Source organism: Haloplanus sp. XH21, from assembly GCF_023276355.1.
Classification (GTDB): Archaea; Halobacteriota; Halobacteria; order Halobacteriales; family Haloferacaceae; genus Haloplanus; species Haloplanus halobius.
Map to the genome: position 1 here is coordinate 2,325,574 of NZ_JALLPL010000001.1, position 22,457 is coordinate 2,348,030.

The following is a 22,457-nucleotide window of genomic DNA, read 5'->3' on the forward strand; positions in this document are numbered from 1 at the left end:
CAGGTGTCTGACGCCTGTCTGTCGCGTGTCAGCCGTTCCCCGTTTCGGTCCACCGACCGCGACGGTCAAGTACCTCCGCACCGACCGTTCGCAGGACTGTGCCCCTCGTCTCGTTCGACCTCTTCGGGACGCTCGTGACGGCGACGACGCCCGACGACCCCGCGGTCGCCGTCGCCCGCGAGCTTCGCGACCGGGGTGTCGCCGTTCCTGGCGACTGGGGCGACGCTTACCGCACGCCCCACCTCGAAACGCCGGAGAACGCGGAGGTTCCCCTCCCCGCACACGTCGCCGCCGCGCTCCGGAGCCGGAGCGTCAGGATGTCGGACAGCGTCATCCGACGCGCCGTCGTCGCCGCGTTCGACCCCGACGTGCGGCGCCGCGCGGGCGTCGAGGACGCCCTCGACGCTGCCCGCTCCCACGGCCCCGTCGGCCTCTGTTCCAACTGCAGCGTCCCCGAACTCGTCTCCCGGACGCTCGTTCGCGCCGACCTCCGTGATGCGTTCGACGCCGTCGTCACGAGCGCCGCCTGTGGCTTCCGCAAACCACATCCGCGCCCGTTCGAGACGGTGGCCGCCGAACTCGGCGGTGACGCGTCGGCACTCGTCCACGTCGGCGACGACCCCCAGGCCGACGGCGGGGTCGAGCATCTCGACGGCATCTTCGTCGACGTGTGCCAGACGCCGCTTTCCGCCCTCCACGACCGACTGGACGGGGGGACCGGCCTATGCCGCTGATCGCCGCCGGGAGCGTCGCGATGGCCGCAGGACTGGACCGGCTCGTCGCCGAACCGCCCGCCGCGCTCCATCCGATTGCCCTCCTCGGCCGGGGCATCGACCACCTGGATCGCGCGTGGACACACCCCCGAGCGGCGGGCGTCGGGGTAGCTCTCGTCGTTCCGCTTCTCGCGGCCGCCGTCGCGGCCGGCAGCGTCGCCGTCGGCGCCCAGTGGCACGCGCTTCTCGGTGCCGCCGTCGCCGGTCTCGTCTGTTTCGTCGCGACCAGTCGCCGGATGCTCCTCGACGAAGCGCGGGCCGTCGTCGCCGCGAGCGAGACGGACCTCCCGGCCGCGCGGGAGCGCCTGCGCTCGCTCGCCGGCCGCGACGCAACCCCGCTCTCGGCCCGGCAGGTTCGCAGCGCGGCCGTCGAGAGCGCGGCCGAGAACCTCGCGGACGGACTCGTCGCCCCGCTCGCCGGCTTCGCCCTCCTCGCGCCGTTCTCCCTTTCGGCCGCCGCCGGCGCCGCCGCGTGGATCAAGGCCGTCAACACGCTGGATTCGATCCTCGGCTACCGGACGAAGCCGATGGGGTGGGCGCCGGCTCGCCTCGACGACCTCGTCATGTGGGTGCCCGCCCGCGTGAGCGCCGGACTCCTCGCCGTCGCCGCCGGGAAGCCCCAGGCTGTCCGCGGAGCGCGCTCGCTCGCGCGACGACCCGCGTCGCCCAACTCCGGATGGCCGATGGCGACGCTCGCCGTCCTGCTCGGCGTGCGACTGGAGAAACCGGGCGCGTACGCGCTCGACGGCGGGGCGTCGGGAGTGCAGGCGGACGACGCGCTCCCCACCCGCGCCGACGCCGACCGCGGCGTCGCCCTCGTCGCCCGAGCGGGATGGCTGGCGTTCGGCCTCGCGGGGGTGATCGCCCTGTGCTGACCGCCGTACGCGGCGCGCTCGCCTTTCTGACGCGCCTGCCCGTCGGTGGCGGCGAAGACGCGTGGAACGCCTTCCGCGCGACGCCCGTCGCGTTCGTCGTCGCCGGCTACGTCGTCGGCGGGATCGCTGCGCTCCCACATCTCCTCCCCATTCCCATCCCGACCACCGTCGCGCTGTATCTCGGCACGCTCTACCTCGTCACGGGCGTCACGCACGTCGACGGCCTGGCCGACCTAGGCGACGCCGCCGCCGTCCACGGCACCGCCGACGAGCGCCGCGCGGTGCTGAAAGACTCACAGACCGGCGTCGGCGGCGCGCTCGCCATCGGCCTGGCGCTCCTCGCACTCGCCCTCGGCGGCCTCGGCGTCGCCGGCGCCGGCCCGCGGGTGGCCGTTCGTCTCGTCGTCGCGGCCGAAGTGAGCGCCAAGGTCGGCATGGCGGCGCTCGTGGCCCTCGGCTCCACCGGCCACGAGGGCCTCGGCTCGGCCGTCGTCGGGGCGGCGAAGGGGCGATCACTGTTGCCGGTCGTCGTCGCCGCGGTCCCTGCCGCCCTCGCCGCCCCCGTCGGAACCGGCCCGACGCTGGTCGCGGCACTGCTCGCCGGCCCGGCCGTCGCGCTCCTCGTTGGCCGGTGGGCGACGACCCGTCTCGGCGGCGTCACGGGCGACGCGCTCGGCGCCGCGAACGAATGCGGCCGGATCGCCGCGCTCCACGCGGGGGTGATCGTATGGACGCTCTGGTGATGTGTGGCGGGCGCGGGACGCGCCTCGACGCCGCAGGGGAGAAGCCACTCGTCGAGGTGGGCGGCGTTCCCATGATCGACCGCGTGCGCGACGCGCTCGCCGCGAGCCGCGTCGAGACCGTCCACTGCGTCGTCTCGTCGCACGCGCCCGCGACGCGAGACCATCTCGAATCGATGGGCGCGTCGGTCATCGACGGCTCCGGCGACGGCTACGTCGCCGACCTCGACACCGGACTGGCGGCGGTGGAGCGGCCGGTGCTGACGGTCGCCGCCGACCTCCCGCTGCTCGCCGCGGAGCCCGTGAATCGGGTGCTGGACCGCGCCGAGGGGTCACTGGCGGTCATGGTGCCCGTTGCGCTGAAGCGTCGCCTCGGCGTGAGCGTCGACACGACGGTCGAACACGAGGGGAAGCGTCTCACACCCACCGGCGTCAACGTCGTGGCCGGAACCGACGACGACATATACGTCAGCGACGACCGACGACTCGCCGTGAACGTGAACCACGACGCGGATCGACAGGTCGCGGAGGCGCTCGCGTGACGCGGTTCGTCCTCGTCGCGGGCACGACGAAGACGGCCCGCATCGACGGCATCAGCGCCGCCGGCGCCGACCCGGACGTGATGGCACACACGCCGAGCGCGGACGCCGAACTCGTCGAATACGGCCACCTGGTCCGGTCGCCGGTCGTCCCCGTGAGTCCGACGGGGTGTCCGACGCCCGCCGCCGTCACCCGCGCGGTCCGCGAGCGCGTCGGGTTCGAGACGACCGTCGTCGACGCCGGCCTCGCCCAACCGACCGGGGCGCCGACGGTCGATGTCGGCGCGAAGCCCGGACGGGACGTGCGCGAGGCTGACCCGGTGCCCACCGCGCCGGGGGCGTGGGTGGCCGCCCGCGAACTCGGGCGGGCGTTTCCCGACGACGAACTCGTCATCGGTGAAACCATCCCCGGCGGCACCACCACCGCCCTCGGCGTCTGTCGCGCCCTCGGCGTCGACGCCGCCGTCTCCTCGTCGCTCCCCGAGAACCCGCTGGACCTGAAGGGGGATGTCGTCGACGCCGCTTTCGAGGCGAGCGACGTCGACCCCGGCGGCGCGGCCTACCGGCCCGAACTCGCCGTCCGATTCCTCGGCGATCCGGTACTCGCCGTCGTCGCCGGCCTCACCGCGGGCGCGCTGGAGTCCGGGACCGAGGTCGTGCTCGGGGGCGGGAGCCAGATGCTCGCCGCGGCGGCGCTGGTTCGGCACGCGGGCGTCGCCGAACCGCTGACCGTCGCGTCGACGACGTACGTCGCCGCCGACGTGGATCTGGACGGAGTGAGCCGTGACCTCGACTGCGAACTCGTCGTCACGGATCCCGGCTTCGACGGGCGTGACGACGCCCTCGCGCGCTACGCCGACGGCGAGGCCAAGGAGGGCGCGGGTATGGGTGGCGCGCTCCTCCTCGCGAATCGAGCGGGCGTCCTCGATACTGTCGCGGACGGAACGCTTGAGGTAGTGGAGCGTATTGGCCATCCACATGAACCCTGACGCCGTGGCCGACGTCTCGCGAGTACATCACGGCGGGTCGTCGGACACGTCGCTGCTGGATTTCAGCGCGAACACGAATCCGGAGCGACCACGCGGCGTCGCCGGCGTCTACGAGTCGGCGTACGCCGCCTCGGCGAACTATCCGGGCGACGACTACTGCGACTACCGGACCGCCGCCGGCGAGTATCTCGGCTGTGAACCGTTACACGTCGTACCGGCCGCCGGGGGAATCGCCGCGCTCCGTCTCGCGTTCGAGGTGACACTCGACGCCGACGACGAGGCGCTGTTGCCCGCGCCGAGTTTCGGCGAATACGCACGCGAAGTGCGGCTCCAGGGGGTCGATCCGACGTTCGTCGCCCACGACGACCTGTTGACGACGGATCCCGCGGGGTACGATGTCGTCGTCGCGTGCAACCCCAACAACCCGACTGGGGACGCCTCCCCCCACGACGACCTTCTGGCGTACGCCGAACGGTGTCGGGCGGCGGGGACGGTGCTGATCGTCGACGAAGCGTTTCTCGACTTCACCGACCAGCCGACGCTCGCGGGCGAACCCGGCGTCGTCGTCGTGCGGTCGCTCACCAAGATTTTCGGGCTTCCGGGGCTCCGGGCCGGCCTGGCCGTCGCGACGGGGGACCTCCGCGAGCGGCTCGACACCGCGCGGCCGGCGTGGGGGCTGTCGACGCCCGCCGCCGCCGTCGGGGCGTACTGCCTCCGGCAGACCACGTTCGTCGCCGAGACGCGTGACCGGGTTCGCTCCGAACGCCAGCGCATGCGCGAGGCGCTCACCCCGGCGTTCGACATCCATCCCTCCGAGGCGCCGTTTCTCTTGCTCGACGTGGGTGACCGAGACGTGGACCGCGTGATCGACCGCGCCCGCCGAGCGGAGATCGTCCTCCGCGACGCGACCACGTTCCGCCGCCTCGACTCCCACGTCCGCGTCGCGGTCCGCCGTCCCCACGAGAACGACCGACTGATCGACGCGCTCCTGCAGGCGTGATGTTCGACGCCACCGTCCGCGACGGCGTCTGCCGACTGCACCGACCGGGGACGCGGTGGCTCTCGACCGGACACGACGGCGGGCAGACCGTCGCGTCCGCGGCCTACAACTGCACCGTCCCGGAGGGGTGGTCCCGGACCGACCTCGACGACTATCTGGAGGATCGTCTCGCCGCCGCTGGCTTCGATGCCGACGCCGACAGTCCGGCGCTGTTGACCGGCGTCTCCCAGCGCCACGCGAGGCGTGCGCGCCTGGGGTGTGTCGAAGCCGTCGCCACGGCGGGCGTCTCGAATCCTGCCGCGCTTCCCGTCGGCGGCGTGGACGACGCGGCCGATGACTCTCTCCCCGTCGACGCCCGTCTCGACGGCGCGGCGACGCGGACGGACACCGACACCCACCACGCCGGTACCGTGAACGTCGTCGTGGGGACGACACGAGCGCTCGCCCCGGGCGCGCTGGCGAACCTGCTCACCGTCGCGAGCGAGGCGAAGGCGGCGACGCTGCTCGCGCGGGTGGGGATTCCCGGCACGACGACCGACGCGGTGATCGCGGCCTGCGACCCCGAGGGCGAGCGGGCGGCGTTCTCCGGGAGCGCGACGGCCGTCGGCTCGGCGGCGCGGGCCTGCGTCCGGGACGCCGTCGCCGCGAGTCTGTCGTCGCGGTACCCCGACGGCGACTACGACATCGAGACGGGCGTCGTCACCGACGAGCGGGCGTCGGTGTCGCCGGTCCGATCGGACGATTGAAGGCCGCGCCGGGTCGATTCGAGCCACGATGCGCGACGACATCCGAGAGCGACGGACGGAACCACGCGCCCCCGAGTCGTTCGGCTTGGTCCAGGCCTGGTGGGGCGACGGCAAGGGCAAGACCACTGCCGCCCTCGGCATGGGCGTTCGCGCCGCCGGGCACGGCTACCGGGTCCACCTCCTCCAGTTCATGAAAGGCGGCGCCGAGAGCGTCGAGGACGTGCGCGGCGAGTACGCCGCCATCGAGCAGATCGACGGCTTCAGTTACGAGCACACGGGCCACTACGGCTGGCACGGGTTCCGCGACGGCACCGCCGACGACGACCACGCGGCGAAGGCCCGCGGCGGCCTCGAACGCGCCCGTGACCTGCTCGACGCTGCGGGCGACGCCGACCTCTCCGCGCCGCTCTCGCTGGACGGCGACCCCGACGACGGCGTCCACATGCTGCTCCTGGACGAAATTCTCTACGCGGCCAACCGGGGACTGGTCGACCCCGACGACGTCGTCGACCTGGTGGAGCGGAAGCCCGACGGCCTGGAACTCGTCTGTACCGGTGGTCACGAACGCCCGGACTACCTCGCCGACATCGCGGACCTGGTGAGCGAGGTACGCAAGGAGCGCCACCCCATCGACGCGGGCCAGCGCGCCCGGAAGGGGACGGAGTTCTGAGGCGTGACCCGGACCCTGCTCGTCGCCGGCACCGCGAGCCACGTCGGGAAGTCGACGGTGGCGGCAGGGCTCTGTCGGCGTCTGACCGACGCCGACTACGACGTGGCGCCGTTCAAGGCCCAGAACATGTCCAACAACGCCCGGGCCGTGCCGCGGGCCGATGGCACCGGCTTCGGCGAAATCGGCGTCTCGCAGTACGCCCAGGCCCGCGCCGCCCGCGTCCGTCCCACCACGGCCCACAACCCCGTCCTCCTCAAGCCACGCGGCGACGGCGAATCCCAGCTCGTCGTCGACGGCGAGGCGGTCGCCACCGTCGCCGCCGACGCGTATTACGACGAGTGGTGGGACCGCGCCCGCGAAGCGGTCGTCACGGCGCACGACCGCCTGGCCGCCGCCCACGACGTCGTCGTCGCGGAGGGCGCGGGCTCCATCGCGGAGATCAACCTCCACCACCGCGACCTCTCGAACGTCGAAACCGCGCGGCGAACGGACGCCGACATCATCCTCGTCGCGGACATCGAACGCGGCGGCGTCTTCGCCGCCATCGTCGGGACGCTCGACCTCGTGCCCGACGACCTCCGCGAGCAGGTGGCCGGCGTCGTCATCACGAAGTTCCGGGGCGACCGGGCGCTGCTCGAAGACGGCGTGCAGGCCGTCGAAGAGCGGACCGGCGTGCCCGTCCTCGACGTTCTGCCGTACGACGATCCGGGGCTCCCCGAAGAGGACAGCGTCGCCCTCCCGGCGCGGGGCGAGCGTGGCGTCGTCGGCGACGACGACGGCGTCGCCCCGGAGCGAACCATCACCGTCGCCGTCCCGCGTCTCCCCCACGTCTCGAACGTCACCGACCTCGAACCGTTGGCGCGGACACCGGGCGTCCGGGTGGCGTACACGCCGCTCGACGCCGACCTCGGAACCGCGGGACTGGGCGGTCGGCCGGCCGACGCCGTCGTCCTCCCGGGGACCAAGAACACGGTCGACGACCTGCTGGCCGCTCGGGAGGCAGGGCTGGGCGACCGCCTCCGCGCCGTCAACGGGCCGATCGTCGGCCTCTGTGGCGGCTACCAGTTCCTCGGCGAGCGCATCGAGGGTGCCGATATCGAAGGAACGGGCGACGACGACGCGGTTCCGGGACTCGGCCTGCTGCCCGTCGTGACGCAGTTCTCGCCCAATAAACGGGTCCGTCCGGCGACGTGGCAGCTCACGGGGGACGGCCCGCTCGCCGGCGTCTCGGGGTCGGTCGATGGTTACGAGATTCACGCGGGCGAGACGGTGGCCACGGACGGAACGGTGACGACGCCGTTCACCGCGCCCGACGGCCGTGACGGGGGCGAACTCGGGGCGGCGTCGGGACTCGTGCTCGGCACCTACCTCCACGGCCTGTTCGCCAACGACGCGGTCCGGGAGGCGTTCGTCGACGCAACGTACGCCAGCGCGGGGCGGGATCGTCCGGCCGCCGCGGCGGACCGCGACTCGCCGTACGACCGCGCCGCGGAACTCGTCGCGGACGTGGATCTGAGCGTCGTCGGGTTGGACGATACTTGAGCGCCGGCGGCCGAACGTTTAACCCGGGTGGCGCGCAACGCGTTGCCGATGGTCGAGGCGTTCGCCGTGGCGAGCGGCAAAGGCGGGACTGGAAAGACGACGAGTACGCTCGCGCTCGGCATGGCGCTCGCCGACCGATACGACGTGACCGTCGTGGACGCCGACACGGGGATGGCGAACCTGCTCTTTCACACCGGCCTCGACGACGCGGCGGTGACGCTCCACGACCTGCTGATCGAGGGCGAAGGGACGGCCGTCGACGACGCCGTCTACGACCGCTTCGGAATGAAGGTCGTCCCCTGCGGAACGAGTCTGGCCGCGTTTCGGGAGGCCGACCCCGAGCGTCTCCGCGACGTGGTGGCGACGCTCGCCGCCGACACCGACGTGCTCCTGCTGGACTCGCCGGCGGCGCTCGGCTCGAAAAGCGCCGTCCTCCCCGTCGTCCTCGCGGACCGGACGGTGATCGTACTCCAGCCCACCGTCCCGTCGCTCTCGGACGGCCTGAAAGTCCAGGAGTACGCCCGCTCGTACGGCACCGAGACGGCGGGGACGCTGTTCAATCGCGTCCGTGACGACGACGGCATCGACCGCGTGACCGACCGGGCCGACCGCTACTTCGGCGGCGAGACGCTGGGCGTGATTCCGGAGAGCGACGCCGCGCGAGCGGCCCGGCAGGCGGGCGAACCGCTACTCGCCCACGCGCCCGACGACCCCGCGTCGCGGGCGTTTCGCGAGGCGGCGAACCGACTCGACGTGCGCGACGGGGCGAGCGAGGCCGTCGCCGACCGCTTCCGGAGCGCGGTCGTCCCGGACGAGGTATGAGGATCCCACGCGGCCGACTGCGCCGATCCCGAGTCGTCGACGATCCGGGGACGGCGCTGGCGACGGCGCTCGATCGGGAGCTGACCGGCTACGCCGTGTTCGAACCGCAGGACGCCGTCTTGCTCGACGACGAAACGCGGGGCGTCGTCACCTTCGAGGACGGCGTACCCGTCCTGGCGTACTGTACCGACACCGACCGCGGCGGCGCCGACGCGTTGGCCGATATGTCGGGACCGGGACCCTACAACGTCGACCTCTACGAACTCGACCGCTCGGCGCTGGCCGACGCCCACGACGCCGACGACCTTCGGGTGTCGCCCAGTCTCCCCGCCGAACGGCTCACCGACGACCGCGAACTGGTGACGCGGACGCGGGACCGCGCGCCGGCCGAGCGTCTCGGCCACGACGACACCGCCGCCGTCGAGGCGTTTCTGGACGACGAATCACAGATCGAAGCCATCCGCGAACGCGCCCGCGAGGAGGCCCAGACCCGGGCCGAGGAGTGGGGGCTGACGGACGCGCTCGACGACTGATACGGATTGCTGTAACTGTGTCCCGGTGAATTCTACGAAACAGTCCGGCGAATCCACCGTACTGACTTCGTCTGAGACGGCGGTTAGTCGCCAGTGGCCGCATCCTCCAACGGCGTTCCGTCTCGCGGGCAGTAGTCGAAGGCGGGGTCGCGAGTGCGGAATCCGCAGTCCGGACAGGTCCGAACCGTCGGCATCTCGCGTTCCCGCCGGAAGAGGATGGGGACGAACGGCAGGAGGAGGAAGGCAACGATGGTATCGAAGTAGTACCAGGCAGCGACGCTCACGGCGACGCTCGCGAGGAGGCCGACGGCGGCCGTCGCGGTTCGCGACCCAACCATACCGGCCGCTGGCACGGCGGGGAGAAGTGCGTGACGGTGTCCCTACTCGCCGAGGGCCAGCTCGCGCGCCGTGTCGGCGTCGCCGGGCGGGTGTTCGAGGACGTCGATCCGCGAGACCCGTTTGACGCGCTCCCAGCAGTCGGCGTCGGGCGGGATCAGCCGGACGGGGCCGCCCCGATCAGCGGGGATGGGGTCGCCGTCGACGCAGACGGCGAGGAGGGCATCGCGCAGGCGGTCGAGGGCGAACCCGCAGGCGAACTCGGGGTCGGCCGAGCGGACCAGGGCGTGCCCGGCGCCGGACCGCGGGCTCGCGCGGTCGAGAATCGTCCCGACGGGGACGCCGCTCCACCGGGACGTCGGGGCCTCGCCGTCGCAGGCCGTCGAGTCCTCGACGGCGACAGAGCGCATGGCCATCAGATCGGTGACGCGCACCGATCGCGGACTGGAGACGGCGCCGACGACGGTCACCGTCGGGCGGGTCGAATCGGGGGCCGCTGACGGATCGAAGTCAACCATCGGTGGAAGCAAGCCACGGACCGCCTTAGCCCTTCGGCCGACCACGTTCGTGCGCCGCCGGGTCGAACATATTCGGGTGAAACGTCTCGTGGCTGGGTGGTGTTGACCGACTATGGGCAAACGACTCGACCTGCGCGACGTGCCGCCGAGCGACCGTCATCCGAAGATCCACGACGCCTTCGACGCCCTGGAATCGGGCGAGGCGCTCACCATCGTCAACGACCACGATCCGAAGCCGCTGTTCTACGAGTTCCAGGCCGAACGCGACGCGTTCGACGCCGATAACTACCGCTCCGAACGACAGGGCCCGAACGAGTTCGTGGCGAAACTCCCGAAGCAGTAGCGTCGGCGAGACGAAAGATATTCCTGGGTCTAATTAGATGTAATTACCACGAATGAGCGACTCGACCGTGCGACCGACTCCCGCGGTGCCGAGAAGCGTCGACTATCTGCTCGCCGCGATGGGCATCGTCCTCTTCGGCGGGGTTGCGGCGGGCGTCGTCGCCCCCGTCCCGTTACCGCTCGCGGCCGGCGTCGGCTCGGTCCTGTCGGCGTGTCTCCTCGCTATCGGGCTGCTTCGCTACCCGCAGTGAGCCATCTCGGCTCGGCGACCTTTTCCGTCGGCAGCGCGTATCTCGGCGTATGAGTTCGGCACCCGACGAGATCGCGATCTACTCGGACTACGTCTGCCCGTTCTGCTATCTGGGGCGGCAGTCGCTCGCACGGTACCAGGAAACCCGCGAGGAGCCGCTGCGAATCGACTGGCGGCCGTTCGACCTGCGAAGCGAGAAACGCAACCCCGACGGGACGATCGACCACTCGGTCGACGACGGGAAAGACGAGTCGTACTACGACCAGGCCAAGGAGAACGTCCGCCGTCTCCAGGAGAAATACGGCGTCGACATGGCTCAGGAGATCGCGACCGACACCGACTCGCTGCCCGCGCAGATCGTCTCCTTCTACCTGAAAGAGCACGCGCCCTACGAGACGTGGCTGGATTTCGACGAGGCCGTCTTCGAGGCGCTCTGGGAGGACGGGAGGGACATCGCTGACACCGACGTACTGGTTGACCTGGCCGAAGACGCGGGCGCGGACGCCGCCGCCGTGCGCTCGGCGCTCGCCGACGAGGCGCTACGCGCGGAGGTGCGCCAGCGGTTCAGCGACGCCCAGCGCGAGGGCGTCACGGGCGTGCCGACGTTCGCCTACGACGGACACGCGGCCCGCGGCGCGGTGCCGCCGGAGCAGCTAGAGCGCCTCGTCGACGGCGCCTGATCGGCGACTCAGGTTCGAGAGGGGGTACGAAACGGCAGAAAACCGACCGCACTCAGGGGACCGCATCGACCAGCAACATCTGGGGCTACTCGACGACTACGACCCCCTTCATCCCCATCGTCTCGTGGGGCGTGCAGGCGTATCGGTACGTGCCGGCCGAGGAGAACGTGTGTTCGAAGGTGAACCCCTCCTCGGCCGAGAGGTCGCTCTCGAAGGAGCCGTCCTCGGCGACGACGTTGTGCTGGGCGCCCTGCCCGGTCCACGCCCAAACGACGGTCGTGCCCGCCGAGACGCGGATCGCGGGCGGATCGAACGCGAAGTTCCCGCCGTTGCCCTGCGCACCGACGGCGACGGTGACGCTATCGCTGCCCGTCTCGTCGGCGACGGACTCGTAGTTCCCCACGTTCTCCATCCACCCGCCGAAACTGGCGGCGCTGTCGCCGCCGTCGCTCCCGCCATCTCCGCCACCGCTGTCGCCGCCACTCCCGCTTCCGCTGCCCCCGCCACCGGAACCGCTCGAACCGCTACAGCCGGCCAGTGCGGTGAGCGCGAGTGCACTCGTCGACGTTACGACCGCCCGTCGTGACATCTCTGATTCGAACATCTTCACATCTCGTGTCTCGACCCGCAGGCAAGCGAGGGTTTGCACGAATATGTTCGACGCGCCGCGGCGGCGGACGATCGTCTCGTACGGACCGTTGTAAGTCATGCGCGGCGGTCGTCGACCACGGGACGGCGATCGCCGGTAACCAGTCACAGCGATACGTCTCATACGGTTTATTGTAAGTCAGTACCGGTGATTCGCTGGACCGTCTCAGCGAACCGCCGGTAAACAGTTACAATAAACCGTCTCAGTCGGGGCCGTCGAGAAGCCCCAGGTCGTCGGCCACGAGGTCGGCCAGCCGGTCGGCGACCGCCGGGTCGACTTCGGCGATGGGCTCGCCGTCGTGGAACTGCTCGTTGTGGCGTTCGACCGCGTCGGCCACGTCCGGCAGTGGCACTCGCGTCGTCGTCGCACACTCCGTACAGGTTATCGGAACGGTCGGCCCGTCGTCGCTCATGGGCGAAGCCTCACGCCGTGTCATAAAAAACGCGCGGGACCGCGGACGAAGCGGAACCTCTACTATCGGGCGGCCGACACCTTGGACTACATGGACGCGACGGAGTCGGACGACTCGACGACCGACGACCTGTCGTTCTCGATCGAGGGCGTGTGGGACGGACTGGTCACGTGCCTTCCGGTCGCGCTGGGCGTGGCCGGATACGGCGTCGTCTTCGGCGTCCTCGCGCACCGCGCGGGGTTGAGCGTCGCCGAGGCGGCGCTGATGAGCGGGACGGTCCTGGCCGGCGCGGCCCAACTCGTCGCTATCGAACTCTGGGACACGCCGGTCCCGATCGCCGCGGTGGTTCTCACCACACTGGTCGTCAACCTCCGCTACGTCCTGATGGGCGCGGCGCTCCGCCCCTGGTTCAGGCAGCTCTCCGCGCGACAGGCGTACGCGAGCGTCTTCTTCATCACCGACGAGAACTGGGCGCTGACGGTGCGAGAGCTCCGAAACGGGAGTCGGCACGGCGCCTTCCTCTTGGGCAGTGGGCTGACCATCTGGGTGGTCTGGGTCGGCGCCACCGTCACGGGCGTCGTCGCGGGCGACGCCATCGGCGACCCGGCGCGCTACGGCCTCGATTTCGTCCTGACAGCGGTGTTTCTGACGATCGCGGTCGGTCTCTGGGAGGGGCAGTCGTCGCTCGCCCCCTGGGGCGTCGCCGCCGCCGTCGCCGTCGCGGGCGCGCACTGGCTCCCGGGTCGGTGGTATATCCTGCTCGGCGGCCTCGCGGCCTGTCTGGCGGAGGTGGGACAGCGTGGCCGTTGATCTCTCGACCACGACGCTGCTGGTCATCGCCGTGATGTGTCTCGTCACCTACGCGACCAAGGCGAGCGGCCTCTGGCTGCTGGCGCGTCTCGACCTCTCCGACCGGGCGCAGGCGGGGCTCAGCGCCCTCCCCGGCGGCATCATCATCGCTATCCTCGCACCGCGACTGGCGACCGGCGGGCCGCCGGAGTGGGCCGCGGGCGGCGTGGTCGTGCTCATCGCCCACCGGACCGACAGCGTCCTCCTGGCTCTGGTCGTCGGCGTCGTCGCCCTCCTGCTGTTCCGCGGGCAGGCCCCCGTCGGTTAGTCCGCCTCGCCACGCGCGCGTTCGAACATCGCCAGCGCCTGCTCGCGGCGCTCACTATGGTCGACGATGGGGGCGGGGTAGTCGGGGGCCGCCGCCACGCGTTCGTCGGGCGAGAGTTCGTGCCACCCGTGGATGGTGTCGGAGTCGACGCCCCTGAGTTCGGGGACGTACTCGCGGATGTATTCGGCGTCGGGATCGTGGCGTTCGCCCTGCGTCATCGGGTTGAAGATGCGGAAGTAGGGCTGGGCGTCCGTCCCCGTCGAGGCCGCCCACTGCCACCCGCCGTTGTCGTTCGCGGGGTTGTGGTCGACGAGTGTGCGCCGGAACCAGTCGTACCCCTCGCGCCAGTCGAGCAGGAGGTCCTTCGTGAGAAAGGAGGCGACGATCATCCGCACGCGGTTGTGCATGAACGCCTCGCGGCGCAACTGGCGCATCCCAGCATCGACGATGGGGTACCCGGTCTCGCCCGCTTTCCAGGCCGCGAGCGCCTCGTCGTCATCGCGCCACTCGATGTCGTTCTCGTACTCGCGGTAGTTCTCGGTAACGACCTCGGGGTTGAAATAGAGGACGTGGTGGTAGAACTCCCGCCAGGCGAGTTGGCTCCGGAACGTCTCGACGGACTCGCGCGCCTCGTCGTCGGGCGCCGCCTCGCGGGCGCGCATGACGTGGTCGTGGACTGTCCGGACGCCGAGGGTCCCGTGCGCCAGGTGCGGGGAGAGACGGGACGTGCCGTCGGCCGCGGGGCAGTCGCGCGTTTCCGCGTACCGATAGATCGGCGCCGAACAGAACTCGTTGAGGCGGTGGCGCGCCGCCTCGTATCCGCCCGCGGGGGTGGAGGCCTCGGGGTCGTCGAACCCCAGGTCGTCGAGGGTGGGGAGTGGCGTCTCGGTCGATGGGTTCGCCAGTCGGTCCGCCCCGGGCGCGGCGAGGGAGTCGGCTTTCTCCCGGTCCCGCCATTTCTTCCAGAAGTAGCTGTAGACTGAGTAGGGCTCGTCCTCGTTCGTCGTGATAGAACCCGGTTCGTGGTGAAGGTGGTCGTGGACGACGCGCGTTTCGACGCCGTCGTCGGCCAGCCGTTCGGTCACGCGCGCGTCGCGCTGGCGACCCAACTCGGAGTAGGCCTGCGCCCACGAGACGGTGTCCGCGTCGTGGGCGTCGGCGAGGCGGGCGAGCTCGGTCGGTGCTTCGCCCCGAACAACCAGCAGGTCGCTCTCGCGGGCGCGATACCACTCGCGGAGCGCGGCGAGGCTCTCGCGAATGAAGGCTAGCCGAGGCGGCGCGGCGTGAGCCAGAACATTGGGATCGAACACGTACACCGGCAGGATGGGGTCGTCGCCGACCGTCACGAGCGGTCGGTTGTCGAACGGCCGAAGGTCCGTCCGGTGCCAGTGGAGGCGCATACGAGGACGTGGGAGCGGACCGGCATATACTGTGGGCCGCGGCGCTATCAGTTTGGATACCTGATCGCGCGCAGTCCAGGAGTCAGGTGTGCACTGACAGCACTGTTGAAACCTATTGATCAGACACGATTCTCGGTGAAATAGCCGTTACGTAGGGCTGCGAAGGTGTCGATAGCAGTTCTATCGGATTCCTTTGATATTAACGCGACTTGCTGCATACACAGCGCACATTCATCGCTCGGAGGGAGTCGGCGGTCTGGGTGATAGCCAGCGACTAGGGCCCCGGGAGCCGGCGACAGTCCGTCAGAGTTGCCCCACCGTAGATGGCGATCAACACGACAGCGACCAGAATGTTCTCCACAGTGAACACGGTCGCGGCCGGGTCTCGGGTCGGCATCGGGGCTACTAACACGTCAAATTTAATTAAATATCTGGTCCGAATACTGGTGTTCTCCGCGCAGTTCAGCGGGATACAGCTCCTACGGACTTCAAAGGGGATTCTAATTTCATAACAGCTCTGGCTCTGATGAGCTGTTGAACCCTCTGAGATTGATCGAAGTGGTGTGCTGAATATAGCGCCCCGATGTTCAGCGATTCGATAGAAACATCCTTAACGGATTTGCGAGTTTAAACTTCCAACGTCACCCGAAACTGAGCGCTGACCCACAAGTGACGTCAGTGTTCGTGTTAGCTAAACGAGTGCCACTCACGTGATGCATCAGCTAACCCTTTGAGGCGGATCTCCCGCTCACCTGTCTCTGCTTCCCTCAGCTCAAGAACGCCATCGAATTCACTCGTGATCGTATTGAGTGTCTGTGGATCGTGCGACGCGCCATCTACGGTGAAAATCCCGAGGCCCTGGGTATCCGTGATGCGGGATGTGTAAATGTGGAGGAATTTAAACACGGTGTCGACATCGAGGTACTGAATGAGTGTTGATACAGAAACGAGACCGTGCCTGACTTCCGAGATGTCCTGGTTGGTGAACTTCTGGAAGAGCTTCGCCGTGCCGATACTAATTCCAGTCAGATCGCCCGGCGATGACACTCGCTCTGTTGCGATCTCTTTAATCACCTGTTGATGGTCGCTTCCCGTACAGTCGACGATTGCAACGCGTTCGCGATCCAACGTCGGTATCTGTGATTCTAGTTCGGTAAGGAGACTCGCGGCATTTTGGCTCGTCGTCACGCACAAAATTCCCTCACCTTCGTCATAGCCAGCAGTGAGTAGGCGAATCGCTAATTCTCGCTTCCCGATCATAGCTGGGCCGCTGATCATCAAGTTCGTCCCGTGGGGCAGCTCATCGAGCATCCCTTCCGGCAGGACCCCTTCAATCTCGTACACCGTCATTCTCGTTCCTCCTCCATTGATGTTTCATCCTTGGGATACTCCTCATCGGTCATAATTTCGCGAACGGCGCCGACGAACTCCGTTTCCGATGACATATCTCCGAGGTCAGCATCGACTGTCTCACGCGTTGCTTCGATCTGATCGACGAGTTCAGAATACGCGTCATTCGCTTCAAGCTCGTCCGGGGTCTTTTCGGCCTGAAGCGCACTCCGTCGGGCGACCAATGAGTAATACTCTTGAAGTTCGTTATTGAGCGACGCGCGATCTAGCATCCGGTCGACCGTCGCGCGTAACTCGTCCCGTTCGGGTGGCTTGGAGACGTACTCGTCGAATCCCATCTCGATGATGTCGAAGTCAGGATCAACTGCTGTTACCATCACCACACGACAGTCGAATCCCCGATCACGAATCTCGGTGAGAACCTCCCCACCGGACATTTTGGGCAACATCCGATCGAGCAACACCACGTCGACCGACTCGTCCATCTGTTCGAGTGCTTCTGAGCCGTTCGAAGCCACCTGGACATCATATGCTGACTGTAGCCATCGTACATATGTTTCCGCGACATCAGGCTCGTCCTCGACAATGAGGATGCTCGGACGGTCCCCGCTGCTCATTATTGTCTGTGTTATTCGCTAGCATAAAGTACCTTCCCTCAGCGTGGACTGAGTTCGATGAGGTAGCAAGAAGTACGGCAAATGACTTACGCAGTAATAGATTGTTCGGCCAGAGGTATCTGCACGACAAAGGTTGCGCCTCCCTCCGCGTTATCTTCTACCCAGACGTCTCCGTTGAATTCCTTCACCATGACATCGACGAAAAAGAGGCCAAAGCCTGAACCGGTGGATTTCGCATGGCCTGTTTCGTCTCGCCGGAAAATCATCTCCTTGCGATCGGCGGAGACCCCCTGTCCGTTATCAGCGATTCGAACAACTGCGCAGTCGTCCTGTTTTTCAGCTGTGATTGAGACAGTGAGACCGTCTGTCTCATTGTGGTCAACAGCATTTGTAACGATGTTCCCGAGGACATCGCCGAGCAAGTCATTTGCAATAACTACTACATCGTCTGGAATGGTGGTATTGAATATTACATCTGGATACGTCGATCGGACACGTTGGACTTCAGCGCGAAGTTCTGTTCCTACTTCAACGGGATTGAGGTCTGGGTCGCCCTCTCCCGTTAGCGTTTCCAACACAGTCCGCACTTCTTGGACGATGTCCTTGACGTCAGTACACCATGTGACGATGGTTTCGGCGTCACGGAGCTGCTCTCCCTCGAGGTCGTCCGTAAGGAATTCAGCACGCGATTTGATCACCGTGATCGCATTGAGGACGTCGTGCCGAAGGATCGAATTGAAGAACTCCATCTGATCGGTTTGTCGTTCGAGGGCACGCTCGCGTTCGGCACGACCGAGAGCCGCCTGGACGTTTGCTGCGAGGAGCTTTGCTAATAGGATATCGTCGTCGTCAAACTCGCTCGGATCCGTTGCACCCAAGTTCATCACCCCGTGAGCGCCGAGAGGAGTGATGAGTTCACTTCGAACCTCGGAATCAGGATTATACAATCCAGGTTCCTCCTGCAAATCATCAAAGACGAACGACTCACCCGAGGTGTATGCTTGCCAAGAGAGGCTGTTTTTCATCGGTATACACGGGATGATCGCCGAATAGCTCCCTGGATCTGGCCGTCGTTGCTGCCGGCTCAAGCCGGTCGCCGCTCTCGTCACACAACCATATCCCCGTGAGTGGGAAATCGAGGGTGTTTTCGGCCGCTCGTACGGCTATCTCACACACCTCCTGCTCTTCAGTTGCATGCACCATCTCCCGGGTAACGTCGTGTAAATCGGCAAGCTGTTGCTCGTGTTCCTTGCGGTCCGTGATGTCGCGACTATTGACCACGAACCCCTCTACGGCGGGATTCTCGAATTGATTATTCCCGCGTGACTCCAACCAGCGCCAGGAACCATCGGCGTGCTGGAACCGATACTCTACTGTTGGGTTCGCGTCTGGATCGGCAAACGATTGTTCAAACTGCTCTCGTAGACTCTCACGGTCATCCGGATGAACAAAGTCAAACGCGTTTTCTCCGATCATTTCCTCGGTCTCGTACCCCAAGATGCGCTCAGTTGCGGGGCTCTGATACTGGAACGTCCCATCCGGATTCAGGATAGCCAAAATATCGTTCGATCGTTCGACAAAGGCCTGAAACCGTTGCTCCTGCTTCTTGGACTCAGTGATATCCTGTATAGTCCCAAAGTGGAACCACGTGTCGTTTATTTGTTTAAAAGTCGTCACGGTTTGGACAGGGACCTCTGTTTCGTCGAACTTGTGGACTGTTTCCGTGGTTCGTGTTTCGCCTTCTTCAAACGATGCCCAGTAGTCGTGAAAACGATCCGGATCGATCTCAGGATTGATCTCCCAAACCGCCTTGTTCTCGAGGGTCTCTTTGTCGGTCCCTAGTATCTCAGCGTACGCCTCATTCACATACTCGAAGCGTCCGCTTTCGTCATAAACGCCAACACCGACCCCGATGGTTTCGACCACTTCGCTGAAGAACTGAAGGTCACGCTCCTGTTCGTACTTTTTGTGTTCGGTAACGTCACGCATCGCTGCGACCACTCCGATAATTGACTCATCCTCGTCTCGCAACGGGTAGTAATGAACATTCAGTGTCCGGGGGTCGCCATCAGCCCCGGCCCGTTCCATCTCATATTTGACGGTGTCTCCGTCGAGGGCTTTGTCGACGTACTCTTTGACCTCGGTCTCCCACCGTTCGCCCAACACCTCCGGTAATGCTCGTTGATCGATGTCGTTCACCGAAAGACCATGGTACCGTTTGTACTGTTCGTTAGCGAATATGAGGTTGTATTCAGAGTCGATAGCAGCTAGCAAATCGGTAGAGCCCTCCACCGCTCGTTCGTACATCTGGAGGTTGACCTGGTTCTCCCTCAATCGCTGCTCTCTCTCTCGCAGGTCTGCTTCCATTTGAGTGCGCTCTGAGATATCGCGCATGATTCCGAGGAACCGCTGATTTCCATTCAGATCGAATTCACCATATGATACCGAAATCGGGATTTCGGTCCCGTCCTTACGACGACCAGGAAATTCGACGTTCGACCAGTTCATCGTCCGTTCGCCAGTCTCGAGATACTGGCTCATGGCGGTGAGGTGCTGTTTATGATAACGGTCTGGTATAATCGTCGTCAGTGGCTTCCCTTGGAGTTCAGCAGGAGTGTATCCAAAAAGTTCCTCAACCGCCGGGTTCGCAAAGTGAATCCGACTGTCCGAATCAATGGTAACGATAGCGTCCGCAGAGTGTTCCGAGATGGCCTGGAGTTGTGTGCGCGTTTGGTTGGCTTCTCGCTCGAGACGATTACTTTCAACAGCGTTTGCGATTCGATTTGCTAAGATCGTGTACTGCTCGGTTCCAGATTCCTTCTGAAGGTAATCGGTAACTCCAGCCGAAATCGCGTCACTGGCGACTTCCTCGGAGCCTTTCCCAGTGAATAGAATAAACGGCAGATCAGGATACTCATCTCGGACGGATTTGAGGAACTCGATGCCATTTGTTTTTGGCATGTCATAATCGGAAATCACACACTCGAAGTTGGTTTCGGAAAGTAATTCCAATCCATTTGCTGGATTTATCGCGGTTTCGATGTCGAATCTGTCATCTTCCCGCTCGACGAATGTCGCTGCCATCTCTGTAAATTCGGGCTCATCATCCACGTGAAGGATATGGATGGAGTCATCTGTTGGATACATTACTTTTGGATTCAGTGTCATAGAGTAACACACCACACCATTAAGTCCATTGGTGCTATCGAAGTTCCTTGGTGCACGCGGCCTCTTTATCCAGTAGGCGATTATTGACAGAATATTTTTATATTCGCCATCGTTATGTTACGTGAACTCTCTTGGCTTTCCAGTTCTTTAACTCGGATGTTTACTGCGTCTTCGGTTTGAATGTCAACGTCGAGAAAACCTTGAACGGCCCCATTGTGGCTGGTTCCGTGGTCTCTGTTACAGTACCCGATGGACTATAGTACCCTTTGTGAGTGAGAGCACACCTGATCGCGCGCAGTCCTGCGATCCGGTGTGCAAACAGTTCCAAACGCGACGATAGTATGCTGATCGGAGAAACGTGCACAACCAACAATCATGCATCTGAATTTCAGTACCAGCATTTGCTTCTCTTTTGGCTCATATTGCCGATCACATATCAGCCAGAAACGGTTCGCTGGTGGGGATTTCAACAGGGCCGCACTGACAACGGTCCCGATCGTCGAACCACCTTCGGTCAACAGACCGGTGCGGGATCGACGCCCATCCCGCGCAGCGTCTCGGCGTACTCCTCGTAGGCCGTCTCGACGGCGCGTTCCGCCGCGTCGACCGCGCGCTCCCACTCGGCCTCGCTCTCACAGCAGGCGTCGAGGAGGGTCGTCCCCTCGTCGACGAGCCCATCCGTCTCGGCGCGCAGGTCACGGAACACCGCGGCCGCCCGTTCGTCGGCCTCGTTGACGAAGAAGTTCACCACCTGCAACAGCGACCGCTCGCTCACGAGGGGGCGGGCGACGAGGCCCGCGGCCACGCGTTCCGGCGTCCCGTCCAAGCCGCGGAGATAGTCGTGGAGGGCGTCCGGATCCGTGTCGGCGTCGACGGCGCCATCTGCGAGCGACGCCACCCGCTCGGCGTGGGCGCGTTCCTGAGACGCCACCGCCTCGAAGGCGGCCCGCGCCTCGGGCTGTGATTCGTCGGCCGCCCACGTCTCGAACGTCTCGGCGGCGCGACGCTCCGCGCCGACGGCCGCCGAAAGCACGCGCTCCCGGTCGAGTCGGGCGTCAGTCGCCGCCACGAGCGCTTTCTCCGAGCCGAGTCGGTCGAGTTGCGTTGCCGTTCGATCCCGCACCATGTCGACCACCCAGTCCCCGTTCATACCTGCTGGTTGGGCGCCGGGGATGGTCATCCTGTCGGCGATAACGGCCGTACGCTTAACGCCGTCGGGGGCGTAGCTGGCGTGATGACAGCCGACACCGCCGGGAGCGTCACGCCCCGCGAACTCCGTCACCGACTCGCCGCGGGGGAGGCGGTCACCCTCCTCGACGTGCGGAACCGCGACGAGGTCGACCGCTGGCGCATCGAGGCGCCGTCGGTCGACTTCCACAACGTCCCCTACATGACGTTCGTGGCGGCGAGGGTGACCGACAATATCACCGACCTCCTCCCCGCCGACCTGACGGAACCGGTAGTCGTGGTCTGTCCTCGGGGCGAGGCCAGCGCCGAGGTGGCCGACCAACTCGTGGCAGGGGGCGTCGCGGCCGAGAACCTCGACGGCGGGATGGCGGCGTGGGCGCGCCTGTACGACCGGATGGAGCTCGACGCCGGCGACGGCGCCACCGTGTTCCAGTACCACCGCCCCGCGAGTGGGTGTCTCGGCTACGCCGTCGTCTCGGCCGGCGAGATGGCCGTGATCGACCCGCTCCGAGCCTTTGCCGACCGGTATCGCTCGGCCGCCGCCGACCGGACGCTCGTCGCCGCCGTCGACACGCATATCCACGCTGACCACGTGAGCGGCGTTCGGACCCTCGCCGCGACGACGGACGCGACGCCGATACTGTCGGCCGCGGCGGCCGAACGCGGCGTCGCCGACGCGGCGCGGTTCACCACCGTCACCGACGGCGACGAACTGACGGTGGGGGAGACGACGCTCACCGCCGTGTCACTTCCGGGACACACGACCGGCATGACCGGCGTTCGCGTCGGCGACGTGTTGCTGACGGGCGACAGCCTCTTTCTCGACGGCGTTGCCCGCCCGGATCTGCAGGAGGACGCCGACCCGGACGCCCAGGCCCGCACGCTGTACGCCACCTTGACCGAGCGACTGGAGACGTTCCCCGACCGGACTCTCGTCGCCCCGGGCCACACGGAGGCGAGCGTCGAGGAGCCGGGGCCGCGCGTCGCCAGCCTCGGTGACCTGCGGAGCCGACTGGCCGTGTTCGGGATGGACGAGGCGACGTTCGTCGACCACGTGACGCGGGTGGGTGCCGACCCCGCCAACGCCGCGCGCATCGTCGCCATCAACCGCGGCCAGGAGTCCGTCGACGACGAGACGGCGTTCGAACTCGAACTCGGACCGAACAACTGCGCAGTCGGGGCGTGAGGCGGGTCGGTGTCC

28 protein-coding genes are annotated in these 22,457 nt (G+C 66.5%); 17 read left to right on the forward strand and 11 right to left on the reverse strand.

Going from position 1 to position 22,457, the window contains the following annotated elements; all coding sequences use genetic code 11:
- Positions 1 to 98: 98 nt before the first annotated feature.
- Genes MXB53_RS12175 through MXB53_RS12225 form a run of 11 tightly spaced genes read left to right on the forward strand, consistent with a single transcriptional unit; the run spans position 99 to position 9,229 of the window.
- Positions 99 to 734, forward strand: coding sequence for an HAD family hydrolase (locus tag MXB53_RS12175; protein WP_248897811.1), 636 nt, complete (start codon positions 99 to 101; stop codon positions 732 to 734).
- Entirely contained in the window at positions 725 to 1,648 is a 924-nt protein-coding gene (gene cbiB, locus MXB53_RS12180) for an adenosylcobinamide-phosphate synthase CbiB (protein WP_248897812.1), read from the forward strand. Before MXB53_RS12175 ends, cbiB begins: the two co-directional genes overlap by 10 nt.
- Complete coding sequence (cobS, locus tag MXB53_RS12185; RefSeq protein ID WP_248897813.1) at positions 1,606 to 2,391, forward strand: adenosylcobinamide-GDP ribazoletransferase; 786 nt, start codon at positions 1,606 to 1,608, stop codon at positions 2,389 to 2,391. The genes cbiB and cobS overlap by 43 nt, the downstream gene beginning before the upstream one ends.
- Entirely contained in the window at positions 2,376 to 2,930 is a 555-nt protein-coding gene (locus MXB53_RS12190) for an NTP transferase domain-containing protein (RefSeq protein WP_248897814.1), read from the forward strand. The genes cobS and MXB53_RS12190 overlap by 16 nt, the downstream gene beginning before the upstream one ends.
- On the forward strand, positions 2,927 to 3,916 hold the full coding sequence (locus tag MXB53_RS12195) for a nicotinate-nucleotide--dimethylbenzimidazole phosphoribosyltransferase (protein WP_248897815.1): 990 nt from the start codon (positions 2,927 to 2,929) through the stop codon (positions 3,914 to 3,916). Before MXB53_RS12190 ends, MXB53_RS12195 begins: the two co-directional genes overlap by 4 nt.
- On the forward strand, positions 3,906 to 4,916 hold the full coding sequence (locus MXB53_RS12200; RefSeq protein WP_248897816.1) for a threonine-phosphate decarboxylase: 1,011 nt from the start codon (positions 3,906 to 3,908) through the stop codon (positions 4,914 to 4,916). The genes MXB53_RS12195 and MXB53_RS12200 overlap by 11 nt, the downstream gene beginning before the upstream one ends.
- Positions 4,916 to 5,662, forward strand: coding sequence for an adenosylcobinamide amidohydrolase (locus MXB53_RS12205; protein ID WP_248897817.1), 747 nt, complete (start codon positions 4,916 to 4,918; stop codon positions 5,660 to 5,662). The genes MXB53_RS12200 and MXB53_RS12205 overlap by 1 nt, the downstream gene beginning before the upstream one ends.
- Positions 5,663 to 5,690: 28 nt before the next feature.
- On the forward strand, positions 5,691 to 6,332 hold the full coding sequence (locus MXB53_RS12210; RefSeq protein WP_248897818.1) for a cob(I)yrinic acid a,c-diamide adenosyltransferase: 642 nt from the start codon (positions 5,691 to 5,693) through the stop codon (positions 6,330 to 6,332).
- Between the two features lie 3 nt (positions 6,333 to 6,335).
- Positions 6,336 to 7,874, forward strand: a complete 1,539-nt coding sequence (locus MXB53_RS12215) for a cobyric acid synthase (protein WP_248897819.1) — start codon at positions 6,336 to 6,338, stop codon at positions 7,872 to 7,874.
- A gap of 48 nt (positions 7,875 to 7,922) precedes the next feature.
- Positions 7,923 to 8,696 carry a nucleotide-binding protein gene (locus tag MXB53_RS12220; protein ID WP_248897820.1) on the forward strand — a complete coding sequence of 258 codons (774 nt, stop codon included), beginning with the start codon at positions 7,923 to 7,925 and terminating at the stop codon, positions 8,694 to 8,696.
- Entirely contained in the window at positions 8,693 to 9,229 is a 537-nt protein-coding gene (locus MXB53_RS12225) for a DUF8054 family protein (protein ID WP_248897821.1), read from the forward strand. Before MXB53_RS12220 ends, MXB53_RS12225 begins: the two co-directional genes overlap by 4 nt.
- A gap of 83 nt (positions 9,230 to 9,312) precedes the next feature.
- Here MXB53_RS12225 and MXB53_RS12230 read toward each other — a convergent pair whose 3' ends face one another.
- Both MXB53_RS12230 and MXB53_RS12235 read right to left on the reverse strand, forming a co-directional pair.
- Positions 9,313 to 9,567 carry a hypothetical protein gene (locus tag MXB53_RS12230; protein WP_248897822.1) on the reverse strand — a complete coding sequence of 85 codons (255 nt, stop codon included), beginning with the start codon at positions 9,565 to 9,567 and terminating at the stop codon, positions 9,313 to 9,315.
- 42 nt (positions 9,568 to 9,609) lie between these two features.
- Positions 9,610 to 10,083: a molybdopterin-dependent oxidoreductase gene (locus MXB53_RS12235; RefSeq protein WP_248897823.1), complete on the reverse strand. Its 474-nt coding sequence runs from the start codon at positions 10,081 to 10,083 to the stop codon at positions 9,610 to 9,612.
- Between the two features lie 112 nt (positions 10,084 to 10,195).
- Between MXB53_RS12235 and MXB53_RS12240 the strand changes: the two genes are divergently transcribed.
- From MXB53_RS12240 to MXB53_RS12250, 3 genes are read left to right on the forward strand one after another with little or no spacing between them, the layout of a single operon-like run.
- Positions 10,196 to 10,426, forward strand: a complete 231-nt coding sequence (locus tag MXB53_RS12240) for a DUF2249 domain-containing protein (RefSeq protein WP_248897824.1) — start codon at positions 10,196 to 10,198, stop codon at positions 10,424 to 10,426.
- A gap of 52 nt (positions 10,427 to 10,478) precedes the next feature.
- A complete protein-coding gene (locus tag MXB53_RS12245; RefSeq protein WP_248897825.1) occupies positions 10,479 to 10,676 on the forward strand; it encodes a DUF8015 family protein in 198 nt (65 codons plus the stop codon).
- Between the two features lie 49 nt (positions 10,677 to 10,725).
- The gene (locus tag MXB53_RS12250; RefSeq protein WP_248897826.1) at positions 10,726 to 11,355 is read left to right on the forward strand and encodes a DsbA family oxidoreductase; all 630 of its coding nucleotides are present in this window, start codon (positions 10,726 to 10,728) and stop codon (positions 11,353 to 11,355) included.
- 85 nt (positions 11,356 to 11,440) lie between these two features.
- On the opposite strand, the gene MXB53_RS12255 is transcribed toward MXB53_RS12250, so the two are convergent.
- Together MXB53_RS12255 and MXB53_RS12260 are read right to left on the reverse strand one after the other, a co-directional pair.
- On the reverse strand, positions 11,441 to 11,944 hold the full coding sequence (locus MXB53_RS12255) for a halocyanin domain-containing protein (protein WP_425601220.1): 504 nt from the start codon (positions 11,942 to 11,944) through the stop codon (positions 11,441 to 11,443).
- A 262-nt stretch (positions 11,945 to 12,206) separates the two neighbouring features.
- Positions 12,207 to 12,416, reverse strand: a complete 210-nt coding sequence (locus tag MXB53_RS12260; RefSeq protein WP_248897827.1) for a DUF8149 family protein — start codon at positions 12,414 to 12,416, stop codon at positions 12,207 to 12,209.
- A gap of 90 nt (positions 12,417 to 12,506) precedes the next feature.
- Between MXB53_RS12260 and MXB53_RS12265 the strand changes: the two genes are divergently transcribed.
- Positions 12,507 to 13,226, forward strand: a complete 720-nt coding sequence (locus MXB53_RS12265) for an AzlC family ABC transporter permease (protein ID WP_248897828.1) — start codon at positions 12,507 to 12,509, stop codon at positions 13,224 to 13,226.
- Positions 13,216 to 13,533, forward strand: a complete 318-nt coding sequence (locus MXB53_RS12270; RefSeq protein ID WP_248897829.1) for an AzlD family protein — start codon at positions 13,216 to 13,218, stop codon at positions 13,531 to 13,533. The genes MXB53_RS12265 and MXB53_RS12270 overlap by 11 nt, the downstream gene beginning before the upstream one ends.
- Here the strand turns inward: MXB53_RS12270 and MXB53_RS12275 are convergent.
- The 7 genes from MXB53_RS12275 to MXB53_RS12300 all read right to left on the reverse strand — a co-directional run bounded on the left by MXB53_RS12275 (position 13,530) and on the right by MXB53_RS12300 (position 21,248).
- Positions 13,530 to 14,933 carry a cryptochrome/photolyase family protein gene (locus MXB53_RS12275; RefSeq protein ID WP_248897830.1) on the reverse strand — a complete coding sequence of 468 codons (1,404 nt, stop codon included), beginning with the start codon at positions 14,931 to 14,933 and terminating at the stop codon, positions 13,530 to 13,532. The two genes, MXB53_RS12270 and MXB53_RS12275, sit on opposite strands and share 4 nt — an antisense overlap.
- 274 nt (positions 14,934 to 15,207) lie before the next feature.
- Positions 15,208 to 15,330: a hypothetical protein gene (locus tag MXB53_RS15665; protein WP_283102264.1), complete on the reverse strand. Its 123-nt coding sequence runs from the start codon at positions 15,328 to 15,330 to the stop codon at positions 15,208 to 15,210.
- A gap of 290 nt (positions 15,331 to 15,620) precedes the next feature.
- On the reverse strand, positions 15,621 to 16,283 hold the full coding sequence (locus MXB53_RS12280) for an RAD55 family ATPase (RefSeq protein WP_248897831.1): 663 nt from the start codon (positions 16,281 to 16,283) through the stop codon (positions 15,621 to 15,623).
- A complete protein-coding gene (locus MXB53_RS12285; RefSeq protein ID WP_248897832.1) occupies positions 16,280 to 16,900 on the reverse strand; it encodes a response regulator in 621 nt (206 codons plus the stop codon). The genes MXB53_RS12280 and MXB53_RS12285 overlap by 4 nt, the downstream gene beginning before the upstream one ends.
- 86 nt (positions 16,901 to 16,986) lie before the next feature.
- Complete coding sequence (locus MXB53_RS12290) at positions 16,987 to 17,925, reverse strand: sensor histidine kinase (RefSeq protein ID WP_248897833.1); 939 nt, start codon at positions 17,923 to 17,925, stop codon at positions 16,987 to 16,989.
- Positions 17,885 to 20,068 (reverse strand): PAS domain S-box protein, encoded by a 2,184-nt coding sequence (locus MXB53_RS12295; RefSeq protein WP_248897834.1) that lies wholly within the window; start codon positions 20,066 to 20,068, stop codon positions 17,885 to 17,887. The genes MXB53_RS12290 and MXB53_RS12295 overlap by 41 nt, the downstream gene beginning before the upstream one ends.
- Before the next feature lie 514 nt (positions 20,069 to 20,582).
- Positions 20,583 to 21,248, reverse strand: a complete 666-nt coding sequence (locus tag MXB53_RS12300) for a ferritin family protein (RefSeq protein ID WP_248897835.1) — start codon at positions 21,246 to 21,248, stop codon at positions 20,583 to 20,585.
- 54 nt (positions 21,249 to 21,302) lie between these two features.
- Between MXB53_RS12300 and MXB53_RS12305 the strand changes: the two genes are divergently transcribed.
- Positions 21,303 to 22,442 (forward strand): MBL fold metallo-hydrolase, encoded by a 1,140-nt coding sequence (locus tag MXB53_RS12305; RefSeq protein ID WP_248897836.1) that lies wholly within the window; start codon positions 21,303 to 21,305, stop codon positions 22,440 to 22,442.
- Positions 22,443 to 22,457: the final 15 nt, after the last annotated feature.